Annotated in this window: 13 protein-coding genes and 4 pseudogenes; 7 read left to right on the top strand and 10 right to left on the bottom strand. The window is 64.6% G+C overall.

Annotation, left to right across the window (positions count from 1 at the left end):
• Nucleotides 1–169: 169 nt before the first annotated feature.
• The 9 genes and pseudogenes from OKW40_RS28510 to OKW40_RS28470 all read right to left on the bottom strand — a co-directional run bounded on the left by OKW40_RS28510 (nt 170) and on the right by OKW40_RS28470 (nt 12,278).
• A pseudogene (locus OKW40_RS28510) lies at nt 170–1,547 on the bottom strand (MFS transporter).
• Between the two features lie 97 nt (nt 1,548–1,644).
• The gene (locus OKW40_RS28505; RefSeq protein ID WP_429492898.1) at nt 1,645–3,390 is read right to left on the bottom strand and encodes a GMC family oxidoreductase; all 1,746 of its coding nucleotides are present in this window, start codon (nt 3,388–3,390) and stop codon (nt 1,645–1,647) included.
• A 33-nt stretch (nt 3,391–3,423) separates the two neighbouring features.
• Nucleotides 3,424–4,230 carry an enoyl-CoA hydratase/isomerase family protein gene (locus tag OKW40_RS28500; protein ID WP_184063157.1) on the bottom strand — a complete coding sequence of 269 codons (807 nt, stop codon included), beginning with the start codon at nt 4,228–4,230 and terminating at the stop codon, nt 3,424–3,426.
• A gap of 6 nt (nt 4,231–4,236) precedes the next feature.
• Entirely contained in the window at nt 4,237–5,793 is a 1,557-nt protein-coding gene (locus tag OKW40_RS28495; RefSeq protein ID WP_429492896.1) for an AMP-binding protein, read from the bottom strand.
• On the bottom strand, nt 5,786–6,352 hold the full coding sequence (locus tag OKW40_RS28490) for a (2Fe-2S)-binding protein (protein WP_090807404.1): 567 nt from the start codon (nt 6,350–6,352) through the stop codon (nt 5,786–5,788). Before OKW40_RS28490 ends, OKW40_RS28495 begins: the two co-directional genes overlap by 8 nt.
• Nucleotides 6,325–7,146, bottom strand: coding sequence for an FAD binding domain-containing protein (locus OKW40_RS28485; RefSeq protein WP_429492894.1), 822 nt, complete (start codon nt 7,144–7,146; stop codon nt 6,325–6,327). Before OKW40_RS28485 ends, OKW40_RS28490 begins: the two co-directional genes overlap by 28 nt.
• A complete protein-coding gene (locus OKW40_RS28480; protein WP_429492892.1) occupies nt 7,143–10,172 on the bottom strand; it encodes a xanthine dehydrogenase family protein molybdopterin-binding subunit in 3,030 nt (1,009 codons plus the stop codon). The genes OKW40_RS28485 and OKW40_RS28480 overlap by 4 nt, the downstream gene beginning before the upstream one ends.
• Complete coding sequence (locus tag OKW40_RS28475) at nt 10,169–10,792, bottom strand: UbiX family flavin prenyltransferase (RefSeq protein ID WP_090807398.1); 624 nt, start codon at nt 10,790–10,792, stop codon at nt 10,169–10,171. The genes OKW40_RS28480 and OKW40_RS28475 overlap by 4 nt, the downstream gene beginning before the upstream one ends.
• Nucleotides 10,785–12,278 carry a UbiD family decarboxylase gene (locus OKW40_RS28470; RefSeq protein ID WP_429492891.1) on the bottom strand — a complete coding sequence of 498 codons (1,494 nt, stop codon included), beginning with the start codon at nt 12,276–12,278 and terminating at the stop codon, nt 10,785–10,787. Before OKW40_RS28470 ends, OKW40_RS28475 begins: the two co-directional genes overlap by 8 nt.
• Before the next feature lie 290 nt (nt 12,279–12,568).
• Between OKW40_RS28470 and OKW40_RS28465 the strand changes: the two genes are divergently transcribed.
• The 3 genes and pseudogenes from OKW40_RS28465 to OKW40_RS28455 all read left to right on the top strand — a co-directional run.
• The gene (locus tag OKW40_RS28465; protein ID WP_184063167.1) at nt 12,569–13,510 is read left to right on the top strand and encodes a LysR family transcriptional regulator; all 942 of its coding nucleotides are present in this window, start codon (nt 12,569–12,571) and stop codon (nt 13,508–13,510) included.
• Nucleotides 13,507–13,695, top strand: a complete 189-nt coding sequence (locus tag OKW40_RS28460; protein ID WP_429492889.1) for an aldehyde dehydrogenase family protein — start codon at nt 13,507–13,509, stop codon at nt 13,693–13,695. The genes OKW40_RS28465 and OKW40_RS28460 overlap by 4 nt, the downstream gene beginning before the upstream one ends.
• Before the next feature lie 3 nt (nt 13,696–13,698).
• Nucleotides 13,699–14,107: pseudogene (locus OKW40_RS28455) on the top strand (aldehyde dehydrogenase family protein); the annotation flags it as partial.
• A gap of 17 nt (nt 14,108–14,124) precedes the next feature.
• Here the strand turns inward: OKW40_RS28455 and OKW40_RS28450 are convergent.
• A pseudogene (locus tag OKW40_RS28450) lies at nt 14,125–14,292 on the bottom strand (DAK2 domain-containing protein); the annotation flags it as partial.
• Nucleotides 14,293–14,746: 454 nt separating this feature from the next.
• On the opposite strand from OKW40_RS28450, the gene OKW40_RS28445 reads away from it, so the two are divergent.
• From OKW40_RS28445 to OKW40_RS28430, 4 genes and pseudogenes are all read left to right on the top strand, one after another.
• Nucleotides 14,747–16,102 carry an MFS transporter gene (locus OKW40_RS28445; RefSeq protein WP_184063173.1) on the top strand — a complete coding sequence of 452 codons (1,356 nt, stop codon included), beginning with the start codon at nt 14,747–14,749 and terminating at the stop codon, nt 16,100–16,102.
• Nucleotides 16,103–16,132: 30 nt separating this feature from the next.
• Nucleotides 16,133–16,300, top strand: a pseudogene (gene glyA, locus OKW40_RS28440) (serine hydroxymethyltransferase); the annotation flags it as partial.
• 70 nt (nt 16,301–16,370) lie between these two features.
• Nucleotides 16,371–17,342, top strand: coding sequence for a dipeptidase (locus OKW40_RS28435; protein WP_090807390.1), 972 nt, complete (start codon nt 16,371–16,373; stop codon nt 17,340–17,342).
• A gap of 93 nt (nt 17,343–17,435) precedes the next feature.
• Nucleotides 17,436–17,969: a DUF5943 domain-containing protein gene (locus tag OKW40_RS28430; protein ID WP_429492887.1), complete on the top strand. Its 534-nt coding sequence runs from the start codon at nt 17,436–17,438 to the stop codon at nt 17,967–17,969.
• Nucleotides 17,970–18,021 lie beyond the last annotated feature (52 nt).

Raw genomic sequence — 18,021 nt, 5'->3', positions numbered from 1 at the left:
GAGATGCATCTCTCCGCGATACCACCACGGCGTCGCCTGCACATATTCGTCGCGAAACTTGTAGGATCGCGCGCGAATGTCGTCGTCATACTTCATGATGAGCGTCTCCTCTTTCTATCGGACGATGCGCGGGCGCGCTCTTCGGCGCGCCCGCCGATGCTTGCATGCTTCAGGACGGATTGCGCGCCGCTCCGTTTTCGAGCTTGCCGAGCGTCTCGGGCACGACGAACGCGCCGATCAGGAAGATCACGCTGATCGCGCCGACGAAGATCGCGAGCGTCGACGGCAACTGGCTCGCATCCTTCGCGACGAGCGAGACGAAGGTCGGCATCATCCCGCCGATCGCGAAGCCGATGTTCCATGAAAGACCCGTCCCGGTCGCGCGGATCGCAGTCGGAAAGCGCTCGTTCAGGAAGATCAGGATCGGCGCATAGCCCGCGCTGCCGAGCGCGGAGAGCAGCACCGCGTACACGCCGATCATCGTGATGTTCTGCGCGCTCGGCAGCAGCACGAAGAGCGCAGGCAGCGCGACCAGCCGGATGAGGCCGAGCCACACGAACGCGCTCTTGCGCCCGATGAACGTGCTCAGATGCCCCGCCGCAACGGAGGCGACGACCACCGCCACGCTGCAGATCATCAGGATCGCGGCGGCCGCGCCGTTCGGCACGTGGCTCACGACCTTGAGGAAGGTCGGCAGATAGCCCGACGTGAGGTAATAGCCGCTGCCGCCACCGATGGTCAGCAGCAGGTTCACGAACAGCACCTTGCGATAGTCCCGCGAGAACAGCGTGCGAACCGGCGAGCGCACCACTTCCACCTGCCCGCTCTTGACCTGCGCGGCGGCCTTGGCGGCCTTCTCGGCGGCGAGCTTCTTCCAGAGCGGCGATTCTTCCAGGCTATTGAATACGAAGAGGCCGAGCAGAGAACTCAGGATGCCGGTAAAGAACATGCAGCGCCAGCCCCAGACGTCGAAGAGATCGCCGGGAAAAAAGCGACGACATCGCGAGATACGTGAGCGACGCGAGCAGTGCGCCAAGGCCCGCGCCACCGCCGCCGATCAGCCCCGAAACCGCGCCGCGATACTTCGGCGCGACGGATTCCGTGCCGATGGTATGCGTCGAAGCCACCACGCCGCCGACAAACACGCCCTGCACGAGGCGCAGCAGCATAAACAGGACCGGCGCGACGAGGCCCACCTGCGCGACCGTCGGCAGCATGCCGAAGGCCGCCGTCGAGAGGCCAACGCCAACGACCGCGACGATCATCGCCCCCTTGCGGCCATGACGGTCCGCGTAGGAGCCGAAAAGCGCGGAACCGAGCGGGCGCATCAGCAGCGTCACCGCGAACGACGCATAGACCGCCGCGAGCGAGAGCATCGCGTGCTCGGATGGGAAGAACAGACGCCCGACCACCGGCGCCACGTACAACAACACGAACAGGTCGAACAGATCGAGCGCCCAACCCATGCACGAGGCCACGACTGCGCCCATGACCTGGCGCTGATTGACGTGAAGCGCGGCGGCACCTTCTTGCGCTGCTACGGACATTTGCATCTCCTTGTATGTCACTGGGCCGTCTTTCGATCGCCCCCGTGTCGCAGGCACGTTGGTCTTTTGGCGTGCTCTTGTCGAGGTTAAAAAATCGTCAGTGCGCGGCGGCGAGCGGCGGCGCAGCGGAGTCGCTGGATGCGCCCGATGCCAAGCTCGCGCGTCGCTGCGCGACCATCGCGTGGGCGATCTTCTCGGCGATCATGATGGTCGGTATGTTGGTGTTGGCCGAAGGCAGTCTCGGCATCAGCGATGCATCGACCACGCGCAGTCCCTGCGCGCCGTGCACGCGCCCTTCGGTATCCGTGACGGCGTCGCGATCCTGCGCGCCGCCCATGCGGCATGTGCCGCTCGCATGCCACACGCCGAACACGTTCGCGCGGATGAAGTCGGCAAGCGCGCGGTCGTCGGCCAGGAGCGCGGCCATGTCCAGCCCGCGCGTGAAGAAGCGTTCGATCAGAAAACGACGCAGCGGCGCGGGCGTATCGAGCAGCGTGCCGAGCATCGAAGTCAAAAGCGCGTTGCGCTCGCCGACCTGGCTCAACGCCTTGACGCGCGGAGAAAACGCCGCTGGAAAGAAGTCGCGCGGATCGCGTCCGAGCCCCGACGCCTCGACCACGCTCGCGAGCATCCGCACGCCGGTAGCGAGCCGTTGCAGATCGCGTTCGTCGTCGAGCAGATTCAGGTCGACACGCGCAGCGGCGGTATCGGCGGATACGAGCTGCACGCGGCCGCGCGAGTACGGCCGGTTGCACCACAGGAAGAAAAGGCCCAGCCGGTTGCCCAGCTCGTGCCATGCCGCGCGTGTCGCACTCGACAGATACAGGTCCGACTCGTCGCAGCCCGCGACGCCGGAGCTCATGCGCGCGGCCATCATACTGGCGCGGCGTCGCGCGAGCGGCATGCGAAAGCGCGGTTCGAGAAAATGACAGAACGTGAGCGACGGATGATCCTGCAGATTGCGCCCGACGCCCGGCCGATCCACCGCACACGCGATGCCGAGCGCCGCGAGTTCGCGGGCATCGCCGATACCCGCGCGCATCAGCAGCGCAGGCGACTGCAGAGCGCCCGCGCTCAGCACGACTTCGCCCGCCTCGAAACGCACGCGCTCGCCGCTTTGCGCCAGCGCGATCACGCCGCGCGCCGCCGCGCCTTCCATCACGATGTGCTCGACGCGAAGGTTCGAATACACCGTGAGATTCGGGCGCTTGCGCGTGGCTTCGTCGAGATAGGCGATGGCCGTGGACACGCGCTTGTCGTCGATGTTCGAGAACGCGCCGGGGAAAAAGCCGTCGCCAAATTCGCCGTTCTGATCCTGCAATTGCGCGACGCCATTCGCGCGCAAGCCCTTGGCGAACGCATCGCAGAACGGCGGCCAGTCTTTCGGCATGATGCGGCGAATCGGCACGGGGCCGTCGCTGCCGTGCAGTTCGCCGCCCGGAAAGTTGACGTCGCGTTCCAGCTTGCGAAAGTACGGCAGCACGTCACGCCACGCCCAGCCATCGGCGCCGTTCGCAGCCCACTCGTCGTAGTCGCGCGGCAGGCCACGATTGGCCGATTGCACGTTGATGCTCGACCCGCCGCCCATCACGCGGCCCTGCTCGTAGACGCGCGGCGCGGCGTCCCTGGTGGCTTTCGCCTTCAGGTCCGGCCAGATGTAGGTCTCGCCACAGAAGACGGGCATCGGATAGCTGTCGAGGATGGCGGCGGGCACCGCGCCCGGCGGCGTATCGGCGCCTGCTTCGATCAGCGCGACGCGCAGCGACGGCACGGCCGACAGCCGATGCGCCAACACGCATCCCGCAGAGCCGCCGCCCACGATTACGTAATCGAAGCGTTCCATCCTCTGTCTCCTGTTCTTCTGTGACGCTGCTTATCAACTTCCGCGAAACACCGGCTTGCGCTTGCCATGGAACGCCTCGACGCCCTCGCGGAAATCGTCCGATGTGCGCAGCCGGCTATAGCAATGCCCTTCAAGTTCAATAGCAATGGAAAGCGGCGCATCTTCCGAATCGTTCAGCAGCTTCTTCGCGGTGCGCTGAGCGAGCGGTGAGAACGCGCGCAGTTCGTCGACGAGCGCATCGGTGGCGGTTTCCAGTTCCGTGTCGGCCACGCAGTCCACCGCAATGCCCCACTCGTAAGCCTGCTTCCCCGGAATGCGGCGCGAGCGCATCACGATGTCCTTCGTCCGGCCGATGCCGACCATCGCCTGAAGACGAGCCGAGCCGCCCGAGCCGGGAATCTGCCCGAGCTTTTGCTCCGGCAGCGCATAGAAGGTCGTTTCGGTGACGATGCGGAAATCGCAAGCCAGCGACAGCTCGAACCCCACGCCGAAGCAGAAGCCGCGATTGGCCGCGATCACCGGCTTCGAGCAACGGGCGGGCGCCGCGATATTCCACGCGAGCTTCGACACGTGCTCCGGCGACGCTTCCAGAAAGCCCTTGATGTCACCGCCGCTCGAAAAGTGCTCGCCCGTCGCGCGCACGACGATCACGCGCACGCGCTCGTCGTCGTCCAGCGCCTCGAAGACGAGGCGCAACTGGTCGCGCGCGCGCATCGAAATGACATTCAACGGCGGCCGATGCAGGATGATGTCGGCGCGCTCGCGTTCGGCGTCGATCTCGACCGAGAAGCCGTCGAGTCCTTGCAGCAGCGTCTGGCCGCGATGGTTCAAATCGCTCATATCGGGTTACTCCTTTGTGGTCTGTGTGGGTTGAACGTTGCCGTCGGATGCGTATTCGCCCGCCGAGAGCTTGCGGCGCAGAATCTTGCCGACCGGCGACTTCGGAATATCGTCGACGAACACGTAGTCGCGCGGGCGCTTGAAGTTGACGAGGTCGGACTGGCGGCACCAGGCGTCGAGCGCCTCGGCATCGACGTATTCGCGGCGCTTGATGAACGCGACCACGCGCTGGCCCCAGCGCTCGTCCTTGACGCCCGCGACCGCGACTTCATCGACGGCCGGATGCAGCGAGAGCACCGATTCGATATCCACCGGCGAGATGTTTTCGCCGCCGCTGATGATCATGTCGTCGACGCGGCCGGTCACGTACAAATCGCCGTCGCGGTCGAAATAGCCGGTGTCGCCGGTGAAATACCAGCCCTCGCGCAGCGACTTCGCGTTCGCGTCCGGGCGGTTCCAGTAGCCTTCGAATGCTTCGTCGCCGAGCAGGTCCGCGATGATCTGGCCTTCCTCGCCGGCCTGTGCGATCTCATCGGGCGACACGGCGTCGAGCTTCACGACGCGCAGCCGCGTGTTCACGCCCGCGCGCCCGGCGCTTCCCGGCTTGCGCGTCGCGTCCTGATCGATGCTGACCGTGTAGACCTCGGACGAACCGTAGTGATTGACGAAGATCTCCGGCTCGAACGCAGCCGACAGGCGCTTGAGCAAACCATCGTTCATCGGCGCACCCGCGAAGCCTAGCTTTCTGACCGACGACGTATCGGTGCTGGCGAACGCGCTGTCCGCGAGCAGATCGTGATAAAGCGTCGGCACGAGATAGAGGCACGTGAGCGCGTACTTCGCGATGGATTCGAGCGCGAGCTTCGCGTTCCAGCGACGCACGCAGACGAAGACGCCATCGACGAGCGCCATCGAAAGCAGCGAGCGCACGCCCATCGTGTGATAAAGCGGCATCACGCCGAGCGTGCGTTCGCCGCGCCGGTACAGGTTCTGCGCGACGTGCGCGAGCGCGCCGGCGCGTTCATGCCGATGACGGCGCGGGACACCCTTCGGCCTGCCGGTCGTGCCGGAGGTGTAGAGGATCAGCGAGATATCGTCGGCGGTGGCGTGCGTCGTTTCGCCGGTGCGCGTGCGTTCCGCGAGCAGCGCGTCGAAGGCCATCGTGCGGCCGGGGGCGTCGTCCAGACCGATGCGCGGCACGTGCTGCGCGGCGGCGCTTTCCACGACGGCATCGGCGCAAACGGGTTCGTAGACGATCGCCTTCACGCCCGCATCCGTCACGCAGTACTCGACTTCCTCCGGCTTCGCGCGCCAGTTGAGCGGCACGATCACGATGCCCGAGAATTGCCCCGCCCAGTGCAGCGTCGCCATTTCCCAGCGGTTTTGCAGCACGACGAGCAACCGGTCGCCGCGTTGCAGCCCGAGTTCGCGCAGGGCATCGGCGACATTCAGAATCATGCGATGCCACTGCGCATAGGTCAGTTGCATGTCGCCATCGACGAGCGCGAGCGCGTTCGGGCTGCGCTCGACGCTTTGCAGAAACGTGCGGCCGAGATCAAGCATGTTCGGCCTCCTTCTCGCCGCGCGCCTCGACCTGACGACGCGCTGCCACATCGAGCACGGCCGCGACGATCGGCGTATAGCCGGTACAGCGGCAGATATGGCCCGAGAGCATGTCGCGCACCTGATCCTCGGTCGGATTCGGCACCCGCTGCAGATAGTCCGCACATGACATCAGAATGCCCGCCGTGCAGAAGCCACATTGCAGCGCGTGATGGCGCTGGAACGCCTGCTGCAAATCGCCGAGCGTCTGGTCGGGCGCAAGACCTTCGACTGTGTCGATGCGCCGCGCATCGGCCTGCACCGCGAGCATCAGGCACGAGCGCGCCGCGACGCCATCCACGTGCACCGTGCATGCGCCGCACACGCCATGCTCGCAGCCGACATGCGTGCCGGTCGCGCCCAGTTCGTGGCGGATGAAATCCGACAGCAGTTCGCGCGGCTCGCAATGGCCGCTGCGTTCGCGGCCATTGAGCGTCAGCGTGATGCGCCGCTGCTCCCCTTGCCGCATGATGTTGTCCGATGTGTTGCTGCTCACGTAGCCTCCTCGATCACGCGCCATCCCAGTTGCCGGACGAGATTGCGTCGATATTTCGCGCTGATGTACGCGTCGTCCTGCGCGTTCAGTTTCCAGCTCAGGTCGTTCAATGCGCCGCGCAGGTCGTCGCCTGTCAGACGCGGCCAGCTTTCCGCCACCGGCCGGTCCGCGACGCCGCCGACCGCGATACGGATCGAATCGTCCGTCACCACCGCCGCGCACGCGACGATCGCGAAATCGCCGTGCCGCGCCGAGAACTCGGTGAACGCATAGCGTTCGCCGGGCTTCCTGAGCGGAAAGCGCACGGCTTCCACGAGTTCGTTTGGCTCGCGCGCGGTCATCAGCATTCCCTGAAAAAAGTCCTGCGCGGCGAGCGTGCGGCGCTTCTTTTTCGAGCGCAGCATCACGTCGCCGCCGAGCGCGGCCAGCACGAGCGGCAGTTCTGCGCTCGGGTCCGCATGCGCGACGGAGCCGCACACCGTCCCGCGATTGCGAATCTGAAAATGCGAGATATGCGGGAACGCCATCGCGAGCATCGGCACTTCGTCGCGCAGCGTGGGACGCCATTCGACGCTGCCTTGCGTCGCCGCCGCGCTCACGACGAGATGGCCTGCTTTGTCATCCACGCGCACGGCGTCGAGTTCGGCGGTGCGCGAGATATCGACCAACACGCGCGGCTGCGCGAGCCGCATGTTGAGCACGGCGATCAGCGATTGACCGCCCGCCAGCACGCGCGCGTCGTCGCCGGTTTGCGCGAGGGCGTCGAGCGCGTCTTGCGTCGTCATGGCGCGCAGATAATCGAACGGCGCGGGCTTCATGCGTGCCTCCTGAAACAGCTCAAAATCCGCGCAATCCACGACTTGCGCTGCTCGACGGGCTGGCCCGCCGCCTGCCGTCCGAGCGATTCGAACAATTGCTTGAGCACGACCTTCGCCGCGCCTTCGAGCATGCGTGCGCCGACCGCCGCCACCTTGCCCGACACCTGCGCTTCATAGTCATAAGTGAGGCGCGTGCCGGTTCCCTGCGGCGTCAGTTCGACGAGACCGTTGCCGCGCGCGCTGCCGAGCGGCGAGATGCCCGCGCCCGCGAGCCGCAGCCGGTGCGGCGCGTCGATCTCCGACAAGCCGATGCGCGCCTCGAAGCGCGCCTTGATCATGCCGACGCCCACCGTCACGTCCGCGCGATACTGATTCGGCGCGGTCTCGTCGAGCGCATGGCAGCCGGGAATAACCTTCGCGAGCGCCTTCGGGTCGAGCAGCACGCCGAACACGGCTTCGGGCGTCGCGGGCAAATCGACCGTGCCGCGCGCCGTCAACGCCTTGCCGCCCGGCGTCGCGGGCTTCGCAGCCGGTGCTTCGCGCAGTTCGGGCCGCGACGGTTCGGGATCGTCGATGCCGATCAGCGCCATCACTTTGGGCGGCGTGAGCGGCAGGCGGATATCGTCGACGCCGAGGGCATCGGCCACCGCATTCGCGATGCACGGCGGCGTGCTCATGTTGTTGCCTTCGCCGAGCCCCTTCGCGCCGAGCGGCGTGAAGGGCGACGGCGTCTCCAGATGTACGATCACCGGGTCGGGCACTTCGCAGGTCGTCGGCATCAGATAGTCGGCGAGCGTGCCGGACTGGAAACTGCCGTCCGCGCCGTAGCGGAACTCTTCCATCAGCGCCGCGCCGACGCCTTGCGCGAACGCGCCGCGAATCTGGCCATCGGCGAGTGCGGGATTGAGTAGCGTGCCGGCGTCGTGCGTCGTCACATAACGGTCGATGCGCACGCGCCCCGTCACGCGGTCTACTTCCACGCCGCACATGTCGAACGCGAAGCCATACGCCGCCGACGTGTTGATGCGATCCTGCTCGTCGGGCGCGTCCATGTGCGGCGGCGACCAGAAGACGCTCTCGCGCAGACCCGGCTCCTCGCCTTCCGGTAACAGCGCGGGCGCCCAGTGCGGCGCATTGCTTGCGGCGCGCGCGAACGGCAACGCGCGCTCTTCGGCACCGTTCGGAAAGACGCGCGCGCCTTCGAAGCGCACGTCGCCGGGCGCGCAGCCGAACTGCTTCGCGAGAATGCGCGCGAGCTTTTCGCGCACGCGGGTCGCGGCCAGATGCACCGTGCCGGCCACCGCGCCCGCGAATCGGCTCGAATAATTGCCCGCCGCGACGGACCACGCGTCCTTGTGCGTATCGAATTCGACGTTCACGACGATGTCCTTCGGGTCGAGCCCGAGCACATCCGCGACGACTTGCGCGCACACCGTCATGTGGCCCTGGCCCGCTGGCGTCGACGCGATGGTGACGACCACGCCGCCGAGCAGATCGACACTCACCGTCGCGCTGGCGATCGCGCCGTTCTTCGGCCCGGCTTTCTTGCGGGCGTCGGGCGGCATCACAGTCGTGATGTATCCCATGTTCGATACCGACGGCTCCACGATCGCCGCGAAGCCGATGCCATAAAGACGCCCAACTTTGCGCGCCGCGTCGCGTCGCGCGACGAGTTCGTCGTAGCCGCCTTCGGTCATCGAGCGGCGCAGCGCTTCCTGGTAGTTGCCGGAGTCGAGCAGCGCGCCCGCCGTCGCGCGATACGGAAAGGCATCGGCGGGAACGAAGTTGCGGCGGTACACATCGAGCACATCGAGCCTCAGTTCGACGGCGATACGCTGAATGAGCCGCTCCAGCGCGAAGTAGACCTGCGGTCCGCCGAAGCCGCGCACGAGGCCGGTCGGCGTCTTGTTCGTGAGCACGACGCGGTTGCGCACGACGAGATTCGGAATGGCATATGCGCCCGTCAGGCAGCCGTGCATCCGGTAGAAGGTCGCGGGTTCGGGCGCGCGCACGTAGCCGCCGATATCTTCCAGTTGATCGTAGGAAAGCGCGACGATGCGGCCATCGCTTTCAACGGCCGCTTCGATGGTCGAAAGGCGCGCGGTCGCGGAAGTCGCGGCGCTCAGGTGTTCGAGCCGGTCCTCGACCCATTTCACCGGCGCGCCGGCCTTGCGCGAGGCGAGGCACATCAGCACGACATACGGAAACACCGCCTGCTTGACGCCGAAGCTGCCGCCTGAATCGCGCGGGGCCTTATGACGCAGACGGTTCGCGGGAACGTTGAGCGCCATCGCCATGACGGCGTGCAGCGAAAACGGTCCCATGAAATTGGATGTGACGTCATAGCCTTCGCCGCCCGACAGATACTCGGCGATGACCACGCCGCATTCGATCGGCGCGCACGTGTTGCGCGGATAGTGCGCGACGAGCTTCACGCGATGCGGCGCGTTTTCGAACGCGGCTTCCGGTTCGCCATAGCGGAAACGCCGGTCGCTGATCACGTTGCTGCCGACGCGCTCGTGCAGCACCGGCGCATCGCCCCGCACCGATTGTTCGATGGACGTGACCGGATCGAGCATCGCGTAGTCGACCTTGATGAGGTCGAGCGCGTCTTCCGCTAGCGCGCGGGATTCCGCCATCACCACCGCCACCGGCTCGCCGACGTAGCGCACGCGGTCCATCGCGAGCGCCCACTGCTCCATCGGCGACTTCACGCCGACGACGAAGGGTCGCGACCACGCACGCAGATCGTCGCGCGTGAGCACGGCGTCCACGCCGTGCAGCTTCGATGCGGCTTCGGTATCGATGGAAACGAGTTCCGCATGCGCGTGCGGCGAGCGCAGAATCGCTGCGTGCAGCGTGCCGGGCTTCACGGCGATATCGTCGCCGTAGCGGCCGCGGCCCGTGAGAATCGCGGGGTCTTCGAAGCGCTGCAGCGGCTGGCCGACGTGGCGCTGCGGCTTCGCGGCATCGCTGTCGGCCACGCGCGCGTTGATATCGGCAAATCCGGTTTCGCGCTGATTCATGGCGTCACTCCGTCATCTTCGCCGCGGCTGCCGAATTCATCGGCGAGACCGCTCCAGCGGCGCGCAATCTCGCCGTGCTCGATGCCGAGCAGATCCAGAATGCGCCCGACCGTGTGATCGACGACATCGTCGATGGTCTTCGGATGCGCATAGAACGCCGGCACCGGCGGCATTACGATGGCGCCCATTTCGGTCGCGAGCGTCATGTTGCGCAGATGCGCGAGATTGAGCGGCGTCTCGCGCGCGACCAGCACGAGGCGGCGGCGCTCCTTGAGCATCACGTCGGCGGCGCGGGTCAGCAGATTGTCCGCGAAGCCGTTCGCGACACCCGCGAGCGTTTTCATCGAACACGGTGCAATCACCATGCCTTCGCTGAGGAACGAACCGCTCGCCACGGCCGCGCCGATATCGCGCACGTTATGCACGACGTCCGCGAGTTGGTCGACGTCGCCGCGCGTGAGGCCGAGCTCCTGCGCCGCCGTCACTGCACCCGACGCCGACACGATCAGATGCGTCTCGTGCGTGCCGAGGCGCCGCAGCGCAGCGAGCAGCCGCACGCCGATGACCGCGCCGCTCGCGCCCGATATGCCCACGACGATGCGCTTCTTCCGCTCAGCCATGATCGCGCGCGAGGTAGGCGTCGAGCGCGCTGTTGTCGGCGGCGACGAGCGCGGTCAGATCCGCGGTGTCCTGACCCGGGATGCGCACGCGTGTGAAGACATGCGCCGGATAGACGACCGGGCGCGTCGCGTCGAGTCCCATCTTCGCGCTGATGCCTTGCAGATGCGCGGGGGCGTCGTCGGGCTGGCCGACCGTCGTCGAGGGATCGAGCGGCGAGCCTTGCGCGCCCGCGACGACGACGAGATCGCGGTCGGCCTGAAAGCGCGTCGCAATCGCCCATTCGATTTCTGCGGGATCGTGCACGTTCACGTCCGTATCCACGACGACGACCAGCTTGATGTCGTAATGCGCGCCGAACGCGCAGAGAATCACGTTCTTCGCTTCGCCTTCGCGTTTCTTGTCGAACTGCACCCACAGGTGATAGCGGCACACACCGCCTACCGACAGATGCACGTCCTTCACCGCCGGATGGCTGCGCTGAAGGTGCGCGAGGAGCGTCGCTTCGCGCGGAATCGCGCCGAGCAGCAGATGCTCCATTTCGGCCGGCACGATCGTATGAAAAATCGGGTCGCGCCGATGCGTCACCGCCGTCACTTCAATGACTTCGCGCGCTTCCTTCGCGCTGTAGTACTTTGGGAACTCGCCGAATGGGCCTTCCGGCTCGCGCACGTTCGGCAGAATGCGTCCTTCTATGACGATCTCCGCGAACGCGGGCACATGCACACCGCTCGTCACGCATTGCGCGACCGGCAGCGGCGCGCCGTGGAGCGCGCCAGCGATTTCGAGTTCGTCGTTATCGATGGGCGTGATCGCTTGCGAAGCGAGCATCGTCAGCGGATCGACGCCAATGGTGACGGCCACGTCGAGCGCATCGCCCGCTTCCTCGGCGGCGCGCTGGAACGCGTAGAGATGGCGCGGCAGCAGCAGTATCGCCATGCGATCGCGGCCATGCACCTGAATGCGGTTGATCGACACGTTCTGCACGCCGGTGCGCGGATTGCGCGCAATCACGAGACCCGCGGTGATGTACGGGCCGTTGTCATGCTCGCTATGCGTGGGAATAGGCAGAAGCGCGTGCAGATCGATTCCGCTCGTATGCGCCACTTGCTGGCACGGCGCGTCCTCACGCGCAATGACTTTCGACGCGAGCGGCTCGGCGGCAGCGGCGGAAAAACGTGCGAGCAAAGCGGCTTCGTCGACGCCCATTGCTTCGGCAATCCACGCCCGCTTCGACATGAATCCGCTCACGACCGGAACCGCATGGCCGCCGGGGCGCGTGAAAAACGCCGCTTGCGTGCCGTCGAGGCGTTTGGCGATAGCGGCGAGTTCGTGTTCGAGCGCAACCGGCTTGTCGATGGTCGCGAGGCGTCCCGTCTTCGCGAGATGCGCGAGCCAGTCGCGCAGCGAGAGCGAGCCCGCCTCCGAGCCTTCCGCGGCCCACGAGAATGAGGAAATGCCGTTCTTTGCGGCATCGCGTATGTTCATTAGCGTCTCCATCTGTGCTGTGCCCGGCAAAGTGATGCCGCAGCGAGCGATGGGGTCAAGCGTAGCGATATCGCGCCATAACTTCTAATAGTGTTTTCTGATGCGCTGAATCATTGCCGCTTATATCAGTATTAGCCCCGATGACAGCGTTCTTCCAGTTACGTATCAATAGATCCGTCCCGCAACCCGTACTGGCGGGCGCGGGCGGCAACGGCGCGCGGCAGGCACGCACCGTTCGACGTGATAATGCAGGTGGAGGCTATTAGCATCGCTGATGCACGAGGGGTGAGATGGACCTCAAGCAAATTCAGTACTTCATCGCGCTGTTCGAGGACGGCTCGGTTACGCGGGCGGCCAAGCGCCTGAATATCGTGCAGCCCGCGCTCAGCATGCAGATCGCGAAGCTCGAGGACGAACTGCATCAGCAACTCTTCGAGCGCGGCGCGCACGGCATGGCGCCGACCGCGGCGGGGCGGCTGATGTATCGCCTGTTTCTGCCGATCATGCGCGACCTCGCACACGCGCGGCAGCAGATCGTTCAGCGCGATGAAGTCGTGACGGGACACGTCGGCATCGGGCTGATTGCGTCCGTCACGGAGAGCGTGCTCGCGGATTCGCTCTCGCGCTTTCACGCGCAATATCCGGATGTCGAAGTCACGGTCGCCGACGGCTACAGCGCGACTTTCATCGACTGGGTGGCGGGCGGTCAGTTGGAAGCCGCGATCATCAACAAGCCGCGCGCGCGTCTGTCGCTCGACTCCCGCGCGCTGCTCGACGAAGAGATGGTGCTCGCAACCAGCGCCGCGCACGGCCCCGATCTGCCGCACGCCATTGAACTCGCGCAGCTGCCCGAACTGGAACTCGTGCTGCCGACCAAGCGCCACGGCCTGCGCGGCGTGCTCGACAGCGCCGCGCAGCATGAAGACGTGCTGCTCGCGCCGCGCTTCGAAATCGACGTGCTCTCGACCATCCTCAAGCTCGTCGAAAACACGCGCTTTGCGACGATCCTGCCGCGCATCGTGGTCGAGCGCGCCGCGCGGCATGGCACCTTGCGCGCGTGCCCGATTCTCGCGCCGCGCATCGTGCGGCATGTCGTCTGCGTGAGCCATCCGCGAAGGCCGTTGAGCGCGGCGGCCGAAGCGCTGATCGCGATCATCGGCGACGAGCTGCATCAAGCCTCGAATATTTCGTGTAACGAACCATCCCCTTCTTTGAAGGAACGCTCCGCATGAACGCATCACGCTGGATTGCCGGCGAATGGACCGGCACGCCTACGCTCGACAGCATCGATCCCGCCACGGGCGAGGCCATCGACCGGTTCGCCGACGGCGGCGCGGATGAAGCCGATGCCGCCATCGCCGCCGCGCGCCATGTGTTCGATCGCACGACGTGGGCGCAGGATGCACGTCTGCGTTAGGACGTGCTGCGCGGCGCGGGCTCCGGCCATGCGTTTCTGTCGCCGACGCTCGTCGAGCATGGCGATCCGAAGGCGTTCTTCTGTCAGGACGAGATTTTCGGGCTGTTCGTCGCGCTCGAAGTTTTTGAAAGCGAGCAGGAAGCACTTGAGAAGGCCAACGATACGGTTTTCGGCCTGTCGGCCAGCGTGTGGACGCACGACGGCGCGCGCGCGTTGCGCACCGCGCGCGCTGCGCAACGGGACAGTGTGGATCAACGATCACAACAAGCTGTTCGCGGAAGCGGAAACGGGCGGCTACCGGCAAAGCGGGCTCGGGCGTCTGCACGGTTACGACGCGCTCGCCGACTTCACCGAGATCAAGCACATCTGCATGCCGGCGGGCATCGTGGAAGGCGTGGCTCCGCTTCGTTGATGCGCCAAAGGCGCGTGCTAGCGTCCGCTGCTATGCGGCATCAACGCGGCAAGCCAGATCGCGACCGCCACCGCGCCGCCATCGGGCCAACCCACCGCACGCGCGCCGAGATAGCTCGCGCGTCCGGCGCGTGGCGCCATGCTCGCGGTTTCGTCCGCGCCCTTAGCCGTCGAGGCCGCATTCCAGCCCGGAGTAAAAAACCCCGCGATAAGCCGAAAGCAGAGTTGTCGGTCCTTCTGGCGCAGAGATGGGTCATCGCCCGCCTACGCAATCAGCGCTTCTTCAGCCTGGACGACGCGCTCGATGACTATCTGCCCGATCTCCGGCGACCCGTGCCTCCGCTCGATCCGACGATCGATTTCGCATTCAAATCAGTGGCTTAGGCCGAGATGGGAGATGCGGGATACGGCGGATTTTTTGCGAATCCCGGCCGACCCTCCGCCTCGCTCAAAATACCGGAAGTCGAATCAGCGCGCTGAAAACCTGGCGCTCTCGTTACAACGTAATGGCGGGAATGTTCTATGACGCCGACTTTTGGTCCCTTCTACTCACTACCGATCCTCACTTTTTGAAGCGCGATCGATTACGCATGTGGGTGATGCTTTCACGGCACGCTCACAGCAACTACGGGAGTATCGAATGTCTAAGGCACCGTCCCCTGAAGTCGATATTAGAACACTGCGCAAAGTCATCATGGCTGCCTCGATTGGTAACTTTGTTGAATGGTTCGATTTCGCAGCGTATGGTTTCCTCGCAACTATCCTCACTAGCGAGTTTTTTCCGAGCAGCGATCCATCCGCGGGCCTCCTGAAGACTTTCGCGGTGTTTGCAGTGGCTTTCGCATTTCGTCCGGTCGGTGGCATAGTGTTTGGCGTAATTGGAGATAGGATTGGGCGCAAACGCACGCTGGCGCTGACCATCTTGATGATGGCCGGGGCGACCACACTGATCGGCCTGCTGCCGACCTACGCCGCCATCGGTGCTCTCGCGCCGTTGTTGCTAACCGTGATTCGCTGCGTGCAGGGCTTTTCGGCCGGTGGTGAGTATGCTGGCGCCTGTGCCTACGTAATGGAGCACGCCCCGCAAAACAAACGCGGCTGGTACGGCAGCTTTATTCCCGTGTCGACTTTTTCTTCATTTGCGATCGCGGCCGTCGTCGCGTATGCGCTTGATGCAACGCTTTCGGCTGATGCAATGCGCGCGTGGGGATGGCGCGTGCCGTTCCTCGCGTCCGCACCCATCGGGCTCATCGGGCTGTACCTGCGCATCAGTCTCAATGAAACACCCGCCTTCCGCGCTCTTGAAGGCGAGCACCAGGTGGCGCATGCGCCGTTGCGCGAAACGTTCCGTACGCAGGCGGGCGGCATTCTGAAGCTCGGTGCATTTATTTCAGTGACAGCATTGTCCTTCTATACCTTTACTACCTATTTCGCGACATATCTGCAGGTCGTAGGACACATGAGTCGCGCAACTTCGCTGCTGATCACCGTTGTGGCACTTCTGTTTGCTGCGGCCATTTGTCCGCTTGCCGGCCTGTATTCTGATTTCGCCGGGCGCCGCATGACATTATTCACCACGTGCGCGCTGTTGATTGTAATCGTCTATCCCTCGTTCTCGCTCGCGGGCTCGGGACAATTTCTGTCAGCACTGATCGGCGTGGCAATGCTCGCGACAGGCGCGGTGTTGTCGGGCGTGGTGACGGCTGCGTTGTTGTCGGAAGTGTTCCCAACCAGGATGCGCTATACCGGGTCGGCCATTACCTATAACCTCGCCTACACGATCTTCGGGGGCACCGCGCCGTTGGTCGCTACCTGGTTGATCGGCACGACCGGAAACAATATGTCGCCCGCTTTGTATCTGATCGCCGTATCTTTCATGGGCCTGATCGGCGGGATGATGCTTCCAGAAACTTCACGAATGTCCTTGCAAGATGTGGGCACTGACAACGACCCAGCTATAGGCGAGATGCTCGGAGCGCAGCGACCGCTCAGGTAGCCCGGATCGTTCGAAGCTTTCCCGAGACTGCCGGCCGGCACGACGCGCGGCCTTGGCGTCGGCGAATTCCGCGAGGTTGGCCGCCTGATCCTCGAAGTGTTCGATGCGCTGGGCCACCATCCGGATAGGGATGCGGCCACTGAACAGCGCGTACGCCGTGAGATTTTCGCGCTGTGCGAACGCATTCCGATTTACTGATTCGCCGAATCGCCAAGCTTGCGCACAGCCATAGCGACCCCACACGCCAGAAGCCTATACGGAGCATCGAATGAGCAATCTGCATGAGAACAGCATCATCATCGACGGCCTGAACATTTCGAAATTCGACCGCTCGGTGTTCGAGGACATGAGGAAGGGCGGCATCACCGCGGCCAACTGTACGGTGTCGGTGTGGGAGAGCTTTACGAAGACCGTCGACAACATCTCGTTGATGAAGCAGCAGATCCGCGCAAACAGTGAGTTGCTGACGCTCGTGCGCACCACCGAAGACATCGCGCGTGCGAAGAAGGAAAACCGCACTGGGGTGATCCTGGGCTTCCAGAACGCGCATGCGTTCGAGGACAACCTCGGCTATATCGAAGCCTTCGCCGACATGGGCGTGCGCGTCGTGCAGCTTTGCTACAACACGCAGAACCTGGTCGGCACCGGTTGCTATGAGCGCGACGGTGGGCTGTCGGATTTCGGCCGCGAAGTGATTACCGAAATGAACCGCGTCGGGATCATGGTCGATCTGTCGCACGTTGGTGGCAATACGTCGTCGGAGGCCATTGCGTTCTCGAAGAAGCCGGTCTGCTATTCGCATTGCCTGCCGTCGGGTCTCAAGGAGCACCCGCGCAACAAGTCCGATGAACAGCTGAAGGAAATCGCCGAGGCCGGCGGCTTCATCGGCGTGACGATGTTCGCGCCGTTCCTCAAGCGCGGAATCGATGCGACGGTCGAGGACTACATCGAAGCCATCGACTATGTCGTCAACCTGGCCGGCGAAGATACGGTGGGCATCGGCACCGATTTCACGCAGGGCTACAGCGTCGACTTCTTCGACTGGCTCACGCACGACAAGGGCCGCTATCGCCGTCTGACGAACTTCGGCAAGGTCGTGAACCCGGAAGGCATCCGCACGATCGGCGAGTTCCCGAACCTCACCGCGGCCATGCAGCGCGCAGGCTGGAGCGAGACGCGCATCCGCAAGATCATGGGCGAAAACTGGGTGCGCGTGTTCCGCGATGTCTGGGGCGCATAAGCACCGAAGACCGATCCTCATTCATCGAAACGCGACGGGCGCCGTGACGAGCGCCCGCGCGAACCGAAACTCACCCCTCGGAGCACCCTCGCGATGCAACCGCAACTGCCGATCGACGTCGATCCGAACACTGGCGTCTGGACCTCTGACGCACTGCCGATGCTGTACGTCCCGCGCCATTTCTTCACGAACAATCACACGGCTGTCGAAGAGGCGCTCGGGCGTGATGCCTACGCGGAGATCCTCTACAAGGCGGGTTACAAGTCGGCCTATCACTGGTGCGACAAGGAAGCAAAGCAGCACGGCATCAGTGGCATAGCCGTATTCGAGCATTACGTGAAGCGTCTTTCGCAACGAGGATGGGGCATCTTCACGATCGTCGAAGTCGATCCGGTGAGCGCGCGTGCGCGCGTCGAACTCCGTCACTCATCCTTCGTGCTGGCGCAACCGGGCAAGCACGGCAAGCTTTGCTACATGTTCGCGGGCTGGTTCGCCGGCGCTATGGACTGGGTGAACGACACTACTGAAGCTGGCGAGGGCGCTCCGCGCTCGCAGTCGAAGGAAGTGCAATGCGCAGCGGAAGGCCACGACCACTGCCTGTTCGAAGTGTCGCCAGTCGCGCAATAAACCGTTTTCTCGCAATAAGCTGACCTGAGATGCTGAGAGACGGCGCCGGAGC

Origin of the sequence: Paraburkholderia sp. RAU6.4a (assembly GCF_050435625.1) — a bacterium.
GTDB classification, from domain to species: Bacteria; Pseudomonadota; Gammaproteobacteria; order Burkholderiales; family Burkholderiaceae; genus Paraburkholderia; species Paraburkholderia tuberum.
This window is presented reverse-complemented; position numbering and strand designations above follow the sequence as displayed.